Origin of the sequence: Mesorhizobium sp. M1227 (genome assembly GCF_040318315.1) — a bacterium.
Lineage (GTDB): Bacteria > Pseudomonadota > Alphaproteobacteria > Rhizobiales > Rhizobiaceae > Mesorhizobium.
The window spans coordinates 107,097-124,075 of the sequence record NZ_JAMYLZ010000005.1 but is presented as its reverse complement, the minus strand read 5'-3'; the positions used below and the strand labels follow the sequence as shown (position 1 = coordinate 124,075).

Annotated in this window: 16 protein-coding genes; 7 read left to right on the top strand and 9 right to left on the bottom strand. The window is 63.4% G+C overall.

What is annotated here, in order from left to right:
• Positions 1 to 19: 19 nt before the first annotated feature.
• The 9 genes from NKH28_RS09570 to NKH28_RS09530 form a co-directional block, all read right to left on the bottom strand.
• Positions 20 to 1,426 carry an FAD-binding oxidoreductase gene (locus tag NKH28_RS09570; protein WP_502906615.1) on the bottom strand — a complete coding sequence of 469 codons (1,407 nt, stop codon included), beginning with the start codon at positions 1,424 to 1,426 and terminating at the stop codon, positions 20 to 22.
• Between the two features lie 170 nt (positions 1,427 to 1,596).
• A complete protein-coding gene (locus NKH28_RS09565; protein WP_502906614.1) occupies positions 1,597 to 1,857 on the bottom strand; it encodes a VWA domain-containing protein in 261 nt (86 codons plus the stop codon).
• Positions 1,858 to 2,050: 193 nt separating this feature from the next.
• Positions 2,051 to 3,331, bottom strand: coding sequence for an amylo-alpha-1,6-glucosidase (locus NKH28_RS09560; RefSeq protein WP_352978610.1), 1,281 nt, complete (start codon positions 3,329 to 3,331; stop codon positions 2,051 to 2,053).
• Positions 3,332 to 3,363: 32 nt separating this feature from the next.
• Positions 3,364 to 4,404 (bottom strand): ABC transporter ATP-binding protein, encoded by a 1,041-nt coding sequence (locus NKH28_RS09555; RefSeq protein WP_352978608.1) that lies wholly within the window; start codon positions 4,402 to 4,404, stop codon positions 3,364 to 3,366.
• 21 nt (positions 4,405 to 4,425) lie between these two features.
• The gene (locus NKH28_RS09550) at positions 4,426 to 5,268 is read right to left on the bottom strand and encodes a carbohydrate ABC transporter permease (RefSeq protein ID WP_352502993.1); all 843 of its coding nucleotides are present in this window, start codon (positions 5,266 to 5,268) and stop codon (positions 4,426 to 4,428) included.
• A complete protein-coding gene (locus tag NKH28_RS09545) occupies positions 5,265 to 6,110 on the bottom strand; it encodes a carbohydrate ABC transporter permease (RefSeq protein WP_352472253.1) in 846 nt (281 codons plus the stop codon). The genes NKH28_RS09550 and NKH28_RS09545 overlap by 4 nt, the downstream gene beginning before the upstream one ends.
• A 75-nt stretch (positions 6,111 to 6,185) precedes the next feature.
• Positions 6,186 to 7,454 (bottom strand): ABC transporter substrate-binding protein, encoded by a 1,269-nt coding sequence (locus tag NKH28_RS09540; protein ID WP_352612236.1) that lies wholly within the window; start codon positions 7,452 to 7,454, stop codon positions 6,186 to 6,188.
• Between the two features lie 36 nt (positions 7,455 to 7,490).
• Complete coding sequence (locus tag NKH28_RS09535; protein ID WP_352978737.1) at positions 7,491 to 8,231, bottom strand: substrate-binding domain-containing protein; 741 nt, start codon at positions 8,229 to 8,231, stop codon at positions 7,491 to 7,493.
• Positions 8,232 to 8,233: 2 nt separating this feature from the next.
• Positions 8,234 to 8,533: a LacI family DNA-binding transcriptional regulator gene (locus NKH28_RS09530; protein WP_352978606.1), complete on the bottom strand. Its 300-nt coding sequence runs from the start codon at positions 8,531 to 8,533 to the stop codon at positions 8,234 to 8,236.
• A 226-nt stretch (positions 8,534 to 8,759) separates the two neighbouring features.
• On the opposite strand from NKH28_RS09530, the gene NKH28_RS09525 reads away from it, so the two are divergent.
• The 7 genes from NKH28_RS09525 to NKH28_RS09495 all read left to right on the top strand — a co-directional run bounded on the left by NKH28_RS09525 (position 8,760) and on the right by NKH28_RS09495 (position 16,973).
• On the top strand, positions 8,760 to 9,734 hold the full coding sequence (locus NKH28_RS09525) for a sugar-binding transcriptional regulator (RefSeq protein WP_023676028.1): 975 nt from the start codon (positions 8,760 to 8,762) through the stop codon (positions 9,732 to 9,734).
• A gap of 44 nt (positions 9,735 to 9,778) precedes the next feature.
• Positions 9,779 to 11,224, top strand: coding sequence for an ABC transporter substrate-binding protein (locus NKH28_RS09520; RefSeq protein WP_352455241.1), 1,446 nt, complete (start codon positions 9,779 to 9,781; stop codon positions 11,222 to 11,224).
• Positions 11,225 to 11,376: 152 nt separating this feature from the next.
• The gene (locus tag NKH28_RS09515) at positions 11,377 to 12,300 is read left to right on the top strand and encodes a carbohydrate ABC transporter permease (protein ID WP_352452414.1); all 924 of its coding nucleotides are present in this window, start codon (positions 11,377 to 11,379) and stop codon (positions 12,298 to 12,300) included.
• Positions 12,301 to 12,309: 9 nt separating this feature from the next.
• Positions 12,310 to 13,167 carry a carbohydrate ABC transporter permease gene (locus NKH28_RS09510; protein WP_023676025.1) on the top strand — a complete coding sequence of 286 codons (858 nt, stop codon included), beginning with the start codon at positions 12,310 to 12,312 and terminating at the stop codon, positions 13,165 to 13,167.
• 4 nt (positions 13,168 to 13,171) lie between these two features.
• Positions 13,172 to 14,290 (top strand): ABC transporter ATP-binding protein, encoded by a 1,119-nt coding sequence (locus NKH28_RS09505; RefSeq protein ID WP_352978604.1) that lies wholly within the window; start codon positions 13,172 to 13,174, stop codon positions 14,288 to 14,290.
• Positions 14,287 to 15,411 (top strand): ABC transporter ATP-binding protein, encoded by a 1,125-nt coding sequence (locus NKH28_RS09500; RefSeq protein ID WP_352978602.1) that lies wholly within the window; start codon positions 14,287 to 14,289, stop codon positions 15,409 to 15,411. The genes NKH28_RS09505 and NKH28_RS09500 overlap by 4 nt, the downstream gene beginning before the upstream one ends.
• Positions 15,411 to 16,973, top strand: coding sequence for an FGGY-family carbohydrate kinase (locus NKH28_RS09495; RefSeq protein WP_352978600.1), 1,563 nt, complete (start codon positions 15,411 to 15,413; stop codon positions 16,971 to 16,973). The genes NKH28_RS09500 and NKH28_RS09495 overlap by 1 nt, the downstream gene beginning before the upstream one ends.
• The last annotated feature ends 6 nt before the right edge of the window (positions 16,974 to 16,979 follow it).

The following is a 16,979-nucleotide window of genomic DNA, read 5'->3' as shown; positions in this document are numbered from 1 at the left end:
GCGCTACGCACCTTCGATTTCAGCCCGGCGCGAGGTCGAAGATGCGCCCGGCATTGAGGATGTTGTTCGGGTCGAAGGCCGCTTTCAGGCGCCGCATGGCCGCGATCTCGGCGTCGCTGCGCACAAGGTGCAGCCATTCCTTCTTGTCCAGGCCGATGCCATGCTCGGCCGAGACGCCGCCGCCAGCCGCGGCCACGCGCCGGTAGACGATGTCGTATGCGGCCGCCGGATTCCCGGTGCGAACCTGATAATGCAGATTGCCATCGCCAAGATGGCCGAAGACGTAGATGTCGGCGCTGCGGTCGACGGCCTTGATGACGGCTTCTGTTTCGCCCAGGAAAGTCGCCATTCTCGCCAGTGGGATGCTGATATCGACGCCGATCAGGCCTGCCATCGAAAACAGGAAACGGTTGGCCTCCTCGCGCACCGCCCAGAGCGCCCGGAATTCGCGCGGCGATTGCGAGACGACCACGTCGTCGATCACGCCATCTTCAACCGCCTGCATCAGCACCGCGGCAAAACGTTCGCGGTCGCGGTCGGGCTCGCTGCCCTGTATCTCGGCCAGCACATAGACGGGCGAGCCGACCGGCAGCGGTGCCGGCGCCTCCATGCCGGCGATCATGGCGCCATAGAGCGGTGCGAAATTCACCTCATAGGCCGATAGCAAGGGCCCGAGCTTCCGCCTGAGCAGCGCAAGCAACGTGATCGCCGCGTCCAGCGAAGCAAGCGCGCAGAAGGCATTGATCTCGGTGGCCGGCTTCGGATGCAGCCGCAGGCATGCGCGCGTGACCACGCCGAGCGTGCCTTCGCTGCCGATGAACAATTGGCTGAGGTCGTAGCCGGAGTTGTCCTTCGCCAAACCCTTGAGCGAGGTCAGGATACTGCCGTCGGCAAGCACCGCTTCCAGCCCAAGCACCTGCGCCCGGTACATGCCGTAGCGCAGCACACGGATGCCGCCGGCATTGGTGGCGACATTGCCGCCGACGGTGGCCGTGCCGCGCGCTCCGATGTCGACGCCGAACAGCAAGCCGGCCGCATCGGCGGCTTCCTGCACCGCTTGCAGCGGCGCGCCGGCCTCGGCGATGATGGTCGCCGCCTCGCGGTCGAGAGCCTCAACGGAAGTCATGCGCTCCAGCGACAGCACCGCTTCGCCGCGCTGGATGCGCGCCGCGCCCGCAAGACCGGTGCGGCCACCCTGGACGACGAGCCTCTGCCCGGCCTCGTTGCACAGGCGCAGAATGTCCGACACCTCGCCGGCAGTGCGTGGACGCAAGACGATCGCCGGCGGCGCGCCGTCCTTGCCATCGGGATCTTCCCGGTAGCGTGGTCCGGCCTCCTCAGCCGAGACAATCGCTGACCTGTCCAGCCGCTTTTCCAGCCGCGACAGAAGCTCGGCAATTTTCCGCGACATGTAGCTCAAGGACATGAACGGCCCGGGCGCATCGACGCGGCCGGGAGAGGGAAGGGCAAGGGCTGTGAAAGCGGCCGTGGCTGATTTCTACTGTTCAGCAAATGTGCGGAAAACCCGCCAAGAATACAGCCGGTTGTCTTCGCCATGCGTCGCTCCTGTAACAGGTCGACCATAGGCGCGGCCGGCTATTTGTCAAACCTTTGACCGCAAGCGCTTACCTGATCGTAGCCGGGCCGTCCCTGATCGGTCAGCGCCAGAAGCACGACTACATTGACGCCGGATCGAACCAGCGCCGCCAGCCGCCGCAGCAGTTCCTGGCCATTGCCGCCTTCATAGAGGTCGGTGATTAGCACGAAGTGGGATTTGTGGGGCAAGCCTTCCCCGTTCATGCTTGCTTGCCAGTCTATCCATGGTGCGTAGACGATGGTTTTCAGATCGAATTCCAAGCCGCGCTTCTCCCCGCCCCGACGCAGTATAGATAGCGGTTTGTGAAGAATTATTATAGCTCTGGCATGGTGAAGATTGGCATGCCTTGGCCCTGTTTTGATGGGGCCAGGACATGCCTCAGACGCAACTGGGGTCGACTGTTATTCGGCAGACAGAACGGGCTTTGGTAGCCGGCGGCCTAGGCGGAAGCGTTCAGGCTCTGCCCTTCAGGAACTCGATCACCATTGCCGCGGTCCAGGTGAAGCGATTGCCGCCGAGCGGCTCGCCGTTGAGGGGATCGTAATATTCGGCAAAACCGCTCTCGGCGATCAGCTCGAGACTGGATTGCGTGATGCGTTGTGCGATTTGGCTGTGGCCGGCGGCGGCAAGGCCGTCGGCGATCATGTAGTTGACCACCAGCCAGACCGGGCCGCGCCAGTAGCGCTTTGGGTCGAAGCGCCCATCCTCAGGATCGTGCGACGGGACGATGTAACGCGCTTTGCCGGCGATGCGCTCGATCGTTGCAGCGATGGTCGCTGCCCGGCTTTCCGGGATGGCCGAAAATACCGACAGAATGCCGCCGACCGACGCGCTGTCAACATGCTTTCCGGCCACTCGGTCGAAACAAATGTACTGGCCATGCGCGTCGCTCCACAGCCGTTCCATTGCCGAAAGCCCCTTTTCGGCACGGGCGCGATTGGCTTCTGCGATTTCGGTTTCGCCAAGTGCCTCGGCGAGATCGGCAAGGTCGGCGGCGGAACGGATCAGGATGGCGTTGAAGCCGGGATCGACGACCTGGAATGGCGAGGCATCGTGCAGCCGGGCATTATCCCAGCCAAGCCCGCGGAAATGCTGCAACAGCCAGACATAGCGGTCATACTGTGCCTTGGTTGGACGATGCGCCGGATCGGCGTGCAGGATGTCGCGGCGGGTGTAGGGCTCGACGCCTTCGGTCGGCACGCGCTCGAACGCCTCGTCCCAGTCGATCGAGTTGTCGCGGCCGGACTCCCATGGGTGGATTATGGCGACCAGCCCTTCGCCGTCCGGGTCGCGATTTTCGTAGAACCAGCGGTGCCAGGCGTCGATTTTCGGCAACAGCGCGCGGGCGCGCTCGGCCGCCAGGGTCTTGTCCTTGGCCTGGTCGAACAAGCGGCGCACGGCAAAGCCGGCGACCGCCGGCTGGGTGATGCCGGAGGTGGCAGTCGGGCGATTGGTTCGCCAGACCTCCGGCCCGGGGAAATAGCCGTCGCTCCAGACATGGAAGACGATGTGCGGCACCATGCCGTCTGGCCATTGGTGGGCGAACAGCGTGTCGATCTCGGTCCAGGCGCGCGCCTCGTCATAGTGGGCAAGGCCGAGCGCGGTCAGGCAGGAATCCCAGTTCCACTGAAACGGGTAGAGGCCCTTGGTCGGTATGGTGTAGGTGCCTTGGTCATTTTCCCTGAGCACCTCGACGGCGCGGGCGATGGTTTCGTCGACAGCAAGAGATATCATCGGGGCGTTCGTACTTTCAGAATCGAAGGGGATCAAAGGGCGTTGGTGGTTTCGGGATCGAACCAGCGGATGCGATCGGGTTTGGGCGAAAGCCGCAAGTGATCGCCGACGGCGACCGTGGCATTCGATTCGAGGATGGCGCGGAACAGGCCGCCCTCGACGTCGCAGGTGACTAGCGTGTGCGGTCCGAGCGGCTCGACAACGCGCACGGTGGCGTTAATACCTTCCTTGCCGGCGTCCACATCCTCGGGGCGAATGGCGAATTCTATCGTCTGCTTGTCCGATTTGGGGCCGGGCAGCGTCAGCCCGGCGACGGTCCAACTGCCGTCGGCCGTCTTCGTCGCCGGGATGAAATTCATCGGCGGGTTGCCGATGAAGGAGCCGACGAAGCGGGCCGCCGGATTGCGGTAGACCTCTACCGGCGAGGCGGCCTGGACGATACGGCCCTGATGCATGACGGCGATGCGGTCGGCAAGGCTCATCGCCTCGACCTGGTCGTGGGTAACGTAGATGGTGGTGGTCTTGGACGCCGCGAGCACACCTTTGAGCTCGGCGCGCATTTCGAGCCGCAGCAGCGCGTCCAGGTTGGACAGCGGCTCGTCCATCAAGATCACGTCAGGCTCCATCGCCAGGGCGCGGGCCACAGCCACGCGTTGGCGCTGACCGCCGGAAAGCTGGCCCGAATAGCGGTTCAAAAGCTGTTCGATATGCATTAGCTCGGCGGTGCGGTTGACGCGCCCGTCGACCTCCTGCTGCGGCAGCTTCTTCATGCGCAGGCCGAAGGCGATATTCTCGAATACCGTCAGGTGCGGAAACACGGCGTAATTCTGGAACACCATAGCGATGCCGCGTTCGCGCGGCGGCAGATGGTCGACGCGACGGCCGCCGATCCAGACCTCGCCCTGGCTTGGCGTTTCCAGCCCGGCGACGATCCTCAGCAGCGTGGTCTTGCCGCAACCCGAGGCGCCGAGCAGCACCATGAATTCCTGGTCGGCGATGGTCAGGTCGATCGAATGCAGCGCGGTGAAGCCGCCGAAACGTTTTGCCACCTGCTTGATGACGATCTCAGCCATCGGCGTTCTCTTTTGTGCGCGTCATCGATTGGCGATCCCCCACATGGCGAACAGATATTTGCGGACGGCAAAAATGAAGATCAGTGCCGGGATAACCAAGGCAGCACCGCCGGTGAATTTGAGGTAGAGCGGCGATTCGCCAAGGCTCTGCAGCAGGAAGGCGGTCAGCGTCCGGTTCTCGATGGTGAGCACGGCGGCGGCAAACACCTCGTTCCAGGAGATGGTGAAGGCAAACACCGCGGACGCCGCGATGCCCGGCAGCGCCAGCGGCAGAATGACTTTTCGGAATGCCTGCAATCTCGTGCAGCCGAGCGTCCAGGCCGCCTCCTCCAACTCGACGGGAATGCCGGAGAACAGCGAGAAGGTGATCAGCACCGCAAACGGCAGCGCCAGCGTGGTGTGGACCAGCGCCAGCCCGATCGCGGTGTCGTCGAGGCCGGTGCGGATGAACATCACCGCCAGCGGCAGCGCCAGCAGCGGCAGCGGGAAGGCGCGGGTCATCAGCACGAGGAAACGGAACGTTTCCTTGCCTGGGAAATCGAAGCGCGACAGTGCGTAGCCCGCGGGTGCGCCGAAGCCGATCGAGAGGAGCATCGTCAGCGTGGCGACGAGAACGGAGTTCCACAGCGCCTTGGCGACGCCGGCGAAATTGATGAAGAAAGAAAGGCTGCCGAAATCGAATGACGGGAAGAAGCGCTTGGGAAAGGCGGTCACCTCTTCCGGCGACGACAGCGCGTTGACGATCAGCAGATAGATCGGCAGCAGCACCCAGACGCAAAGCAGGATGACCGTTGCGACCAGCAGCCAGTTGCCGGCTTTGCGGGCCGCAGGCGCGGCGATCGACAGCTCCGCGACGGTGCTCATATCCGCGCCTCCTTCGGCACACGCAGCACACGCAGGAAGAACAGTGTGAAACCGATCGAGATGGCGAGGATGAACAGCGCCATGGCGGCGGCGACATTGTGGTCCTGCAGCGTGAACTGCCAATTGTAGGTCTCGCCCATCAGCACCGGCAGATTGGTGCCGCCGAGTGCTGCAACCACGGCAAAGACCTCAAAGGCAAGGATGACGCGCAGGATGATCGCCGTCTGCAGGCTTGGGCGCAGCAGAGGCAGCGTGATCTTGATGAAGCGCTTCCACGGGCTAGCGCCAAAAACCTCCGCCGCCTCGTAGTATTCCCGGGGGATCAGCCCCATGCCGGCGACCAGAATGACCATCATGATGGCGGTCGCGCGCCAGATCTCGGCCAGCGCCACGGCGATGAAGATCGTCAGCTTGCTCTGGTAGCCGAGGAACATGACCGGGCTGTCGATGACGCCGAGATTGGAGAGCAAGGTGTTCAGGAAGCCGGACTGGTCGAAGATGGCGAGCCAGATCAGCCCGGCGGCCAGATCGGAGATGCCGAGCGGAATGGCGAAGATATAAAGCGCGGCGCTGCGTCCCGTTTCGAGCCGCGACACCGCGGTTGCCATCAGCAGTGCCATGACCAACTGAATCGGCACGACGACGACGCTCAGCAGTAGCGTATTGCGGACAGTGACCGGAAACTTCCAGCTGCCCGCCATGGTGCGGAAATTGTCGAGCGTAAAGCCGCCGTCGCGGGTGAACGCCTCGAAGGCGACCAACACGAACGGGTAGAGGAAGAAGACGCAGAGGAACAGCGTCGCCGGTGTCAGCAGCAGATAGGGCAGGGCCTTGCTGTGCATGGAGCGCTCTCTATTCGAAGCTTCAAAAGGGGTGGGCGCCCGGCGCGCTGGAAATCCGGACGCCCGGGAGGATTCTTAATCGACCGGGCAGGCGCCCTGCGAGGGCTTGTCGGGCGCCCAGCACGGCGCCTTCGCCTGTTCGATGATCGCTTTCAGCGCCGTCGCCTGTTCGTCGAGCACGCCGTGCACATCCTCGCCGCCGAGCACGATGCGCTCGAAGCTGTCGGTGTAGATCTGATTGAACTTGCCGCCGAGGCCGCCAAGTCCCATCGGCAGCAGCGCCGGCAATGCATCGGGAGCTCCGGTCATGGTGGCGATCACTGGGCTGAAGGCCTTCACCGAGGCCGGCATGTCGTCGGGCAGCTTGACGTCGACGATGGGGAAGAAGTTTGTCGCCTTCAGCGTCGCGATCTGGGTTTCCGGTTTCAGCATATAGGCGACCAGCGCCTTGGCCTTGTCCATGTCGGGCGAGGTCTTCGGGATAGCGACGCCGGCCACCACCGGCATGTAGCCGCGGCCTGACGGGCCAGCCGGCGCCGGGAAGGCGACGAAGTCATCGGGTTTCTGGTTGAAGGCGTCGGCGAGGCGCGCCACGTGATCGAATGCCACCCAGACTTCGCCGGTCAGCAGCGGCTCCTGCATGAAGGCATAGTTGGTCGAATTCGGGTTGGTGTATTGCCACAATTCCTTGAACTTGTTCCACGCCGTTTCGGCCTCCGCCGAGCGGAACTTCGTCACCATCGAGCCGGTATACGATGGAAGGAGAAAACCCTCGAAGAAACGGTGCTTCAGCCCTTTCGGGCCGGCCGGAAAACCGAATTTGGGCGAACCGGTCTTTTCAGCGATGTTTTTCGCCCACTCGATCAGTTGGTCATAAGTGATGGTGTTGAGATCGGTGCCGGCCGGCAGATATTGCAGCGCCTGTTTGTTGGCCGCCATCAGAAAGGTGGCCTGCATCCATGGAAGGTACTTCTGCTCGCCGGTGCCGAGCATGCCGAGCTTCTTGTAGGTCTCGTTGACCTTGACGCCACCGAGATCGACGCCAGAGAGATCGACAAGGTTCGCGCCGACGGTGGAGAAGTCTCCGTGCAGGCCGCCGAGCACGCCTATGGTGCCGGCGCCGGCCTGCAGTTCGGCCTGAAGGCGGGTGAGCCAGGGCCCGTCCTCGGCGACCTGATAGTCGACCTGGCCGTCAAACCCCTTCAGCACTTCGCTGCGCATCTTCTGTGTCTCTTCCACTGGTCGCGCCTGTGTCGACCAGAACAACACCTGCTGGGCTTGTGCTGCGCCGGCAGCAAGCGACAACGCCAGCACCGCACCTGCCAATGTCCTCAACGCATTCATCGTCGTCTTCCTCCCTGGTTGTGCGCCGCTAAGGCGTCAGTTCCGTCCTGTGGGTGCCGGGCCATGGCTTGCCCGCAAGACAAGTGTCGGCCGGACCAGCCGCGTCAGTGGCGCGTCCGGCCTGTCGCCGATGACGGTCAGCAGCATCTCGCCGATCTCGCGCGCGCACTGGCGGATCGAGGCGTCGAAAGTGGTCAGCCCCGGCGGCGCATAGGCGGAGGCGGCTATGTTGTCGAAGCCGATCACCGAAAGGTCGCGAGGAATGGCAAGTCCGGCGCGCCCCGCCTCTTCCATCACAGTCAGCGCCAGCTCGTCGAACAGTGCGATAATCGCCGTCGGCCGCTCGGTGGCGTGCAGAAGCCGGTTGATTGCCTGGATGCGGGCACCGCGATCGAAACGCGGCGCCGTCGCCACATCGAGACTGACGGACGGATCGCCCCGGCGGGCGATCGCGGCGGCGAGCCCGTCCTGCCTGAGATGGCGAAATGTCATCGGCTCCGAAATCGTCACCAGGCCGAAATGGCGGTGTCCGAGATCGTAGAGCATGTCGAAGGCCTCGCCGAAAGCATGCGCGCCATCGGTATCGAGCCAATGGTAGGCAAAGTCGCCGTCGAGCAGCCGGCCATGCGCGACGAACGGGAAATTGCGCTGGCGCAGATAGGCAAGCCGCTCGTCGACCTCGGCGATGCGGGTGACGACGACCCCGTCGGCGCGGCCCGATTCGACGACATGGCGAAGCACGGAAAGTTCCGACTGGCCCTGCGCCGCTGCGGCCAGGATCAGGTCGGAGCCGTGCGAAACCAGCCCTTCGCCGAGCCTGTGACGAATTCACCGAGGAAGGAGTCGACCAGATTGGGGCCGCGGATCGGAAGCACCATGCCGACAAAGCCGCTGCGGCCGGAGACCAGCGTGCGGGCTGCGGTGTTCGGCACATAGCCGGCCTGATGCGCAGCCTCGGCGACACGTTGGCGCGTTTTCAAGGCGATCTGCACGTGGCCGGCAAGGGCGCGCGAAACGGTGGTAATCGACAGGCCGAGCTGCGCAGCAAGTTCCTTGAGGGTGGTAACGCGGGCCGGCATCGTTTCTCCCGAACGAAGTTTGAAACGTTTGTAATGCGTCCAATCCAAATTGCAAACGTTTTAAATGCGCATAGTCGGTGTTGTTTCTTGCCCGTTGGCTAGCGCGGCCCAATTCGGCCCCGGCCGGCAAGCTCCTGGCGGGAGATTTAAACGCAGCGGTTGCTTGACTCGGGCGACGCCTTGTGAAAAATTTTGCAGCAACTGATAAAAATATCAAAGGGCGGAAATGGTTGGTTTTGGCAACGGCCTGCTGCGCGACGATGAGACCGGGATGGCCGCCCGTGCCGCCTGGCTTCACTATGCCGGCGGCCTGACCCAGTCGGAGGTCGCCAAGCGGCTCGGCCTGACCAGTCTCAAGGCGCATCGCCTGATCACCAAGGCCAATCAGGAAGGCCTGGTCAAAGTCTACATCGACGGCGAAGTCTCAGAATGCGTGGAGCTTGAGGATGAGTTGTCCGGCCGCTACGGCCTCGACTACTGCGAGGTGGTTCCGGACTTCGATGCCGAAGACCTGCCGCTCAAGGCGCTCGGCATTGCCGGCGCGCAGTTTCTCAAGCGCGAGATCGAACGCGGCGAAGAGGCGCTGATCGGCGTCGGCCACGGCCGCACGCTTGCCGCCTGCGTCGAATATCTGCCGCGCATATCGGCGGGCAGGATCCGTTTCGTTTCGCTGCTTGGCGGCCTGACGCGCAAGTTCTCCGCCAATCCGCATGACGTCATCCACCGTGTCGCCGAACGCACCGGCGCGGAGGCCTATGTGATGCCCGTACCGATGTTCGCCAACACGGTCGAGGATCGAACAGTATTGCTCGGGCAGAAAGGCGTCAGCGATGTCTTCGACCTCGCCAAGTCCGCCGACTTGCTCATCGCCGGCATCGGCACCGCCGAACGTGAGGCCTCGCTTGTCGCCACCGGCATGATCGAGAAGGGCGAGATGGAGGAGATCCGCCGCAACGGCGGTGTCGGCGAACTGCTCGGCCATTTCTTCGACGATGCCGGAAAGGCCGTTGCGACGACGCTTTCCGACCGGGCGCTGGCACTGGCGCGCGAAGACATCAGCAACCGCAGGATTGTCGCCGTCGCCGGCGGCAAGGTGAAGGTTCGCGCCATCAAGTCAGTGCTGGAGGGCCGTTATCTCAAAGGCTTGATAACCGACGAGCGGACGGCGCGATCGCTCGTGGAACAGACGCCGGTCGGGTAGCCGGCAACCATTTCGTTGAAACTACCCTGTGGAGGAGAAGAGAAATGCATGAGAAAGAGAAAGACCTCATCGACGCATTCCTGCGTGGACAAGTCGACCGCCGTGGGCTGATCAAGGGCCTCGGTGCAATGGGCCTTGCCGCCAGCACCGCCGGCACACTGCTCAATTTCGGGCAGACCCGCGCCCTGGCGGCTGATTTCGACTGGCAGGCGCATAAGGGCAAGACCATCAAGCTGCTGCTCAACAAGCATCCTTACGCCGATGCGATGATTGCCAACCTCGACAATTTCAAGAAGCTGACCGGCATGGAAGTCGTCTATGACGTGTTCCCCGAAGACGTCTATTTCGACAAGGTTACCGCCGCGCTGTCGGCCAGCTCGCCCGAATACGATGCCTTCATGACCGGCGCCTACATGACCTGGACCTACGGTCCGGCCGGCTGGATCACCGACCTCAACGAATGGATCAAGGATCCGGCCAAGACCAACCCGAAATATGCCTGGGACGACTTTCTGCCGGGCGTCAAGAACTCCTGCGCCTGGAACGGCCAGCCGGGCGGCGCGCTCGGTTCGGCGGACGCCAAGCAATGGTGCATTCCGTGGGGCTTCGAGCAGAACAACATCACCTACAACAAGGGCATGTTCGACAAGGTCGGCGTCAGCGTTCCCGGCAATATGGATGAGATGGTCGCTACGGCGGCGAAGCTCACCAAGGACGTCGGTGGCGGCGTCTACGGCATCGGCGTGCGCGGCTCGCGCTCTTGGGCGACGATCCACCCGGGATTCCTGTCGGCTTACGCCAATTTCGACCAGAAGGACCTGAACGTCTCGGCTGACGGCAAGCTGTCGGCCGCGATGAGCACCGCCGAATCCAAGGCTTTCCACAAGCAGTGGGTCCAGATGATCCAGGAGAGCGGCCCGAAGGACTGGTCGACCTACACCTGGTACCAGGTCGGCACCGATCTCGGTGCAGGTGCTTCGGCGATGATTTACGACGCCGACATCCTTGGCTACTTCATGAATGGCGGCGACAACAAGATGGCCGGCAAGCTCGCCTTTTCGGCATTCAAGGCCAATCCTGCCGCCAAGGCGCCGACGCCCAATATCTGGATCTGGTCGCTGTCGATGTCCAACTTCTCCAAGGACAAGGACGCCACCTGGTACTTCATGCAATGGGCATCCGGACCCGAGCATGCATTGTTCGGTGCGACCAAGATGGACTTCGTCAATCCGGTTCGTCAGTCGGTCTGGAACGACGAGATGTTCCGCGAGAAGCTGAACAAGAGCTATCCGGGTTATGTCGAGATGTTCGACGTCTCGGCGCCGGGCGCCAGCATCAAGTTCACCCCGCAGCCGCTGTTCTTCGATCTCACCACCGAATGGGCGGCGACGCTGCAGAAGATGGTGGCCAAGGAAGTGCCGGTCGACGAGGGCCTCGACAAGCTGGCCGAGAGCATCAACAGCCAGCTCAAGGAAGCCGGGCTCGGCTAAGCCGCGGCCAAGGCTGGCCCGTCCGCGGGCCAGCCTTTGAGATGTGATACGTTTGCGACGCGGTCCCGAAAGGTGCCGCCTGCTCGCCCGACCGGCCGCCTTGCTCCCTTGGGCGGCCGGGACGGCGAAGCAACAGGATGACGGAGCAGCCGATGACTGCGGCGACAATACAAAGAAACAGGCCGTCGGGCTTCAGGATCAGCAAGCGGGTGCTGCCCTATCTCCTCAGCCTGCCGGCTCTGCTGGTCTGCATCGGCATCCTGATCCCGTTCCTGACGTCGGTGGTCTATTCGTTCCAGCGCTACCGGTTGAGCCAACCCTGGGCGCGGCAGTTCAACTGGGGCGACAACTATATCTCCTTCTTCACCGACCCGAAGTTCTGGAACACCCTGGAGATCTCGCTGCTCTACGCCGGCATCACCGTTGTGCTTGAACTGCTTCTCGGTCTCGGCATCGCCATGCTGCTGCAAAAGCGCTCGACGCTGAACAACTTCATCTCGATCATGCTGCTGATGCCGCTGATGACGGCGCCGGCGCTCGCCGCGCTGATGTGGAAGCTGATGACCAATCCCGGTTTCGGCGTGCTCAGCTATCTCGCCAGCTTGATCGGGTTGCAGGATTTCCGCTGGGCCTCGTCTCCTTCGACGGCGCTGCTCACCGTCGTGCTCGTCGACATTTGGGTCTACACCCCCTTCATCATGATCCTGCTGCTTGCAGGCCTGCGCAGCCTGCCGACGCAGCCCTTCGAGGCGGCAGCACTCGACGGCGTGCCACGCAGCTTCGTCTTCTTCCGCATCACACTGCCGATGCTGACCCCCTACATCCTGACGGCGACCCTGTTCCGCCTGCTTGATTCCATCCAGCAGTTCGACATCATCTACGCCATGACGCAGGGCGGTCCGGGCGACACGCTGACCGTGTTCCAGGTCGAGGCCTATCTCAATTTCTTCCAGTCGACCAATGTCGGCCGCTCGGCGGCACTGATGATCATCCTCTGGGCGATCACCTATTTCCTCTCGAACATTTTCATCAAGAACTGGCTGCGGCTGCGCGAACGCGCTCGCGGCCAGGCATAGGAGGCTGGCGTGGAACACACCTCGCTTCTCGAACGCATCCTGCGCGGCATTGCCCTGGCGCTGGTCGTGATCTTCTTCATGTTCCCGATCGTCTGGATCCTGATGATGTCGTTCCAGACCAACGAAACAATCCTGCGGATTCCGCCGCAGCTTGTCTTCGAGCCGACGCTCGCCAACTACACTGCCTTGATCACCGGCAAGCTGATGACGGCGGCCGGCACGCTCGACATCGCCTTCATGCGCAACCTCTGGAATTCCGTCTTCCTGTCGGTCACCTCGGTTGCCGTCGCGTTGCTGCTCGGCGTTCCGGCGGCCTACGCCTTTGCGCGGCACAAATTCCGCGGCTCGGAGGACATTGCCTTTACGCTGCTGTCGTTCCGGTTCGCGCCGGCGCTGCTGGTGCTCCTGCCGCTCACCCTCTATTTCCAGAAGCTCGGGCTGGCCAACACCTATATCGGGCTGATCTGGGTCTATCAGCTGATCTGCCTGCCGTTGATCCTGTGGATCGTGCGCGGCTATTTCGAGGACATTCCCGCCGACATCGAATACGCCTACCGCATTGCCGGACATTCCTGGTTTGCCACCTTCCGCAAGATCGCGCTGCCGCTCGCCGGCCCAGGCATTGCCGCTGCCGGTCTGCTCGCCTTCATCTTTGCCTGGAACAATTTCGTTTTTGCGCTGGTGCTCGCCTCGGCCGACAAGCAGCCGGTGACGGTCGGCGCGCTCGCCTTCATCACCTCCTCGGGCATCCAGTATGGCCAGATCTCGGCGGCGATCGTGCTGTCGATCACGCCAACGCTGGCGCTCGCGCTCTATGCGCAACGCTATCTCGTCGAAGGCCTGTCGCTTGGCGCGGTGAAAGGATAGTCCGATGGCAAGCCTCGAACTGCGAAACATCGTCAAGCGCTATAAAAGCCAGACTGTTCTCGACAATCTGTCGCTGACCGTCGCCGACGGCGAAACGCTGGTCCTGTTCGGGCCGTCCGGCGCCGGCAAGACCGTTCTGCTGCGGCTGGTGGCCGGCGTCATCGACCCCGACGAGGGAAAGATACTCATCGGCGGCGAGGACATGACCGATCTCGACGCCGAGTTCCGCGGCGTCGGCATGGCATTTCAGAACTTCGCGCTGTTCCCGCATATGACGGCGTTCGATAACATTGCGACGCCGCTGCAGGCGAAGCACTCATCGCAAGGCACGATAAAGACCGGCGTCGAGAGCGTCGCCAAGCTGTTGAAAATCGGCCATGTGCTCAGCCACAAGCCGCGGGCGCTGTCCAATGGCCAGAAGCAACGCACCGCGCTTGCCCGCGCCCTGGTCGGCTCGCCGCCGGTGCTGCTGCTCGATGATCCCTTGCGCAACGTCGATGCCAAATTGCGCTTCGAAATGCGGCTGGAACTGCCAAGACTGCTGGCGGATCGTGGCGCGACCGTCATCTACGTCACCCAGGACTACAAGGAAGCGATGGCGCTCGGCGACCGCATCGCGGTGATGTCGCAGGGCGTCGTCAAACAGCTCGGCACGCCCGAGCAGATCTATCGCGAGCCGGCCAATGTCGAGATTGCCCGGCTGTTCGGCGACCCGACCATCAACCTTCTGGACGTCAAGCCGGCGCGGGACGCCAAGGGCATCTATGTCGGCCTGTCCAACGTCCAGGTCCATCTTGCCGGCGCTCATGAGACGGCGGTCGGCCGCGACTGCGTGATCGGTTTGCGGCCGGAGGCGCTGGCGTTTGTCGATGAACGCACGCTCGGCGCCATCCCGGTGACGGTCGAGGCTGAGACGCCGCTCAACGAGAAGATCGTCACGCTGGTGCGTACCGTGCGCGGCCGTGAAATCCTGGTCTCGCGTCCGTCCGGGACACCGGGCCAATCCGAGGGCAGGGCGCATATCGCCGTCGATAGCAAAAGCGCCCTGCTGTTCGATCGTGCAAGCGGCGAGCGCATCGGCTCGAAAAACGTCGTCAATTTGCGCAGTGGAGAAGCGGCATGAGCCCGACCGCAATCACCATTTCGGGCGTCGACAAGTTCTACGGTCCGATCGACCGCGGCGTACACGCCGTCAAGAACCTGACGATGGAAATCGCCAAGGGCGAGATCGTGGCGCTGCTCGGCTCGTCCGGCTGCGGCAAGACCTCGACATTGCGCATGATCGCAGGCTTCGAAGAGGTCTCGCGCGGCGCCATCGCGGTTGCCGGCCGCAAAGTGCACACGTTGCCGCCGGTCAGGCGCAACGTCGCAATGGCCTTCGAGGGCTATTCGCTCTACCCGCCGCTGACCGTGCGCGAGAACATGGCCTTCGCCCTCAAGGCCGCCAGGCTGGCGAAGAGTGCGGTCGATGCAAAGGTTGCCAATATCGCCAAGCTGCTCGACATCGAGGACATTCTCGAGCGCTATCCGAGTTCGATCTCCGGCGGCCAGCAGCAGCGCGCCAGCCTCGGCCGGGCGCTGATCCGCGAGGCCGACCTGCATCTGCTGGACGAGCCGATGGGCCAGCTCGAGCCGCAGCTTCGCGCCGTGCTGCGCGGCCGCATCAAGCATTTCATCAAGGAGCGCGGCCTGACCGCGATCCTGGTCACCCACGACCAGACCGAGGCCAACGCGCTTGCCGACCGCATCGCCGTCATGGAGGGCGGCGTGCTGCAGCAGTTCGATACGCCTGACAGGCTCAAGGAGCGGCCGGCAAACCTGTTCACCGGCACCTTCGTTGGCGAGCCGCCGATGAATGTCTTCGAGGCCTATGTCGGCACGGCTGCCGGCAAGATCAGTCTCAAGCTGCCCGACGGGCTTTCGCTCGACTACGACAAGGATGCGTTCAGCGGCCCGGTTCGCGACGAATTGCTCAACCGGCAGCGCGTCGTCATCGGCGTCAGACCCTATGCGGTCCGCCGCTCGAAGGATGGTGTGACGGCGACGGTTTCGGCCAATCAATGGCTCGGCGACCAGACCCATATCGCCGCCGATTTCGCCGGCGGTTCGCTGGTCCTGGTCGAACATGACCGAACCTGCTTGGAGCTTGGCGCGCCGATCAAGATCAGCATCGATCCGAAAAACCTTCACGTCTTCGATCAGGCGAGCGGCAATGCCATTTCGCACGGCACGGAGCTTGCTTGATGCAGGATGTGCTGATCGGCATCGACGCCGGCACGTCTGTCATAAAATCCGTCGCCTTTGACACGGCGGGCAGGCAGATCGCGTCCGCCGCGCTGCCCAATAAATACGAGACACTGCCGGGCGGCGGCGCCGAGCAGGACTTGACACGCACCTGGGCCGATACCGCGACGACCTTGCGCGAGCTTGCCGACAAGGTGCCGGATCTCGCCAGCCGGACCATTGCCATCGCCGTGACCGGGCAGGGCGACGGTACCTGGCTGATCGACAAGGATGGCGAGCCGGTTGCCAAGGGCTGGCTGTGGCTCGACGCGCGCGCTGCCGCGGTCGTCGAGGAGATCCGCGCGCGGCCGGAGGACCGGCTGCGCTTCGAAAAGACCGGCAGCGGGCTCGCTGCCTGCCAGCAGGGATCGCAGTTCGTGTTCATGAAGCGCCACATGCCCGCGATGCTTGCCAATGCAGCGACGGCGTTCCACTGCAAGGACTGGCTCTATTTCAAGTTGACCGGCCACCGCGCCACCGACCCGTCCGAGGGCACCTTCACCTTCGGCGACTTCCGCACGCGCGGCTATTGCGATGATGTGCTTGAGGTACTCGGCGTCACCGATCTCCGGCATCTGTTGCCGCCCATCGTCGATGGCACCAGGCAAAGCACCTCGCTGTCGATGGCAGCAGCCGATGCGACCGGCCTGCTCGCCGGCACACCGGTCGTTCTGGCCTATGTCGACGTCGCCTGCACGGCGCTCGGCGCCGGCCTGTTCGATCGCGAACGCAAGCCGGGATGCTCGATCATCGGCTCCACCGGAATGCATATGCGGCTTGCCGAAACGCCGGACGAGGTTCTGCTCAACGAGGCTGCAACCGGCTACACGATGACGATGCCGGCACCCGGCGTCTTTGCGCAGATGCAGTCGAACATGGCGGCAACGCTCAATATCGACTGGGTCCTTGGCCTCGCCTCCGGCATTCTCGCCTCGCAAGGTATTACGCGGACCAATGGCGAGATGATCGCGCTGGTCGACCAGTGGATATCGTCGTCCGAGCCAGGCTCGCTGCTCTACCAGCCCTATGTCTCGGAGGCCGGCGAGCGCGGGCCGTTCGTCGATGCCAATGCCAGGGCCGGCTTCATCGGCATTTCGTCCAGGCACGGCTATGCCGACATGGTCCGCGCGGTGTTCGAGGGGCTGGCTTTCGCGGCACGCGATTGCTACGCCGCCATGGGGCCACTGCCCAAGGAAATCCGCCTGACCGGCGGAGCGGCCAGGAGCCCGGCTCTGCGCAAGATCCTGGGTGCTGCGGTCGGAGCCGACATTCGCACCAGCGAGCGCGAGGAGGCCGGTGCTGCGGGCGCCGCAATGATTGCTGCGGTCTGCGTCGGCCAATACGCATCAATGGACGATTGCGTCAGCGAATGGGTCACGCCTTTGCTCCGTACGGCCGAACCCAGCGATCGGAAACTCGCCGCTGCCTATGAGGCGATGGCTCCGTCCTACACATTGGCGCATGAGGCGCTGCGGCCGGTCTGGCACTCGATGGCCGCGTCCAGGCAAACCGACGTGAATTGAGAAGAG

Coding starts and splice junctions, on each gene's coding strand:
- NKH28_RS09570 (WP_502906615.1), bottom strand. CDS start 1,426: ATGTCCTTGAGCTACATGTCGCGGAAAATTGCCGAGCTTCTGTCGCGG.
- NKH28_RS09560 (WP_352978610.1), bottom strand. CDS start 3,331: ATGATATCTCTTGCTGTCGACGAAACCATCGCCCGCGCCGTCGAGGTG.
- NKH28_RS09555 (WP_352978608.1), bottom strand. CDS start 4,404: ATGGCTGAGATCGTCATCAAGCAGGTGGCAAAACGTTTCGGCGGCTTC.
- NKH28_RS09550 (WP_352502993.1), bottom strand. CDS start 5,268: ATGAGCACCGTCGCGGAGCTGTCGATCGCCGCGCCTGCGGCCCGCAAA.
- NKH28_RS09545 (WP_352472253.1), bottom strand. CDS start 6,110: ATGCACAGCAAGGCCCTGCCCTATCTGCTGCTGACACCGGCGACGCTG.
- NKH28_RS09540 (WP_352612236.1), bottom strand. CDS start 7,454: ATGAATGCGTTGAGGACATTGGCAGGTGCGGTGCTGGCGTTGTCGCTT.
- NKH28_RS09530 (WP_352978606.1), bottom strand. CDS start 8,533: ATGCCGGCCCGCGTTACCACCCTCAAGGAACTTGCTGCGCAGCTCGGC.
- NKH28_RS09525 (WP_023676028.1), top strand. CDS start 8,760: ATGGTTGGTTTTGGCAACGGCCTGCTGCGCGACGATGAGACCGGGATG.
- NKH28_RS09520 (WP_352455241.1), top strand. CDS start 9,779: ATGCATGAGAAAGAGAAAGACCTCATCGACGCATTCCTGCGTGGACAA.
- NKH28_RS09515 (WP_352452414.1), top strand. CDS start 11,377: ATGACTGCGGCGACAATACAAAGAAACAGGCCGTCGGGCTTCAGGATC.
- NKH28_RS09505 (WP_352978604.1), top strand. CDS start 13,172: ATGGCAAGCCTCGAACTGCGAAACATCGTCAAGCGCTATAAAAGCCAG.
- NKH28_RS09500 (WP_352978602.1), top strand. CDS start 14,287: ATGAGCCCGACCGCAATCACCATTTCGGGCGTCGACAAGTTCTACGGT.
- NKH28_RS09495 (WP_352978600.1), top strand. CDS start 15,411: ATGCAGGATGTGCTGATCGGCATCGACGCCGGCACGTCTGTCATAAAA.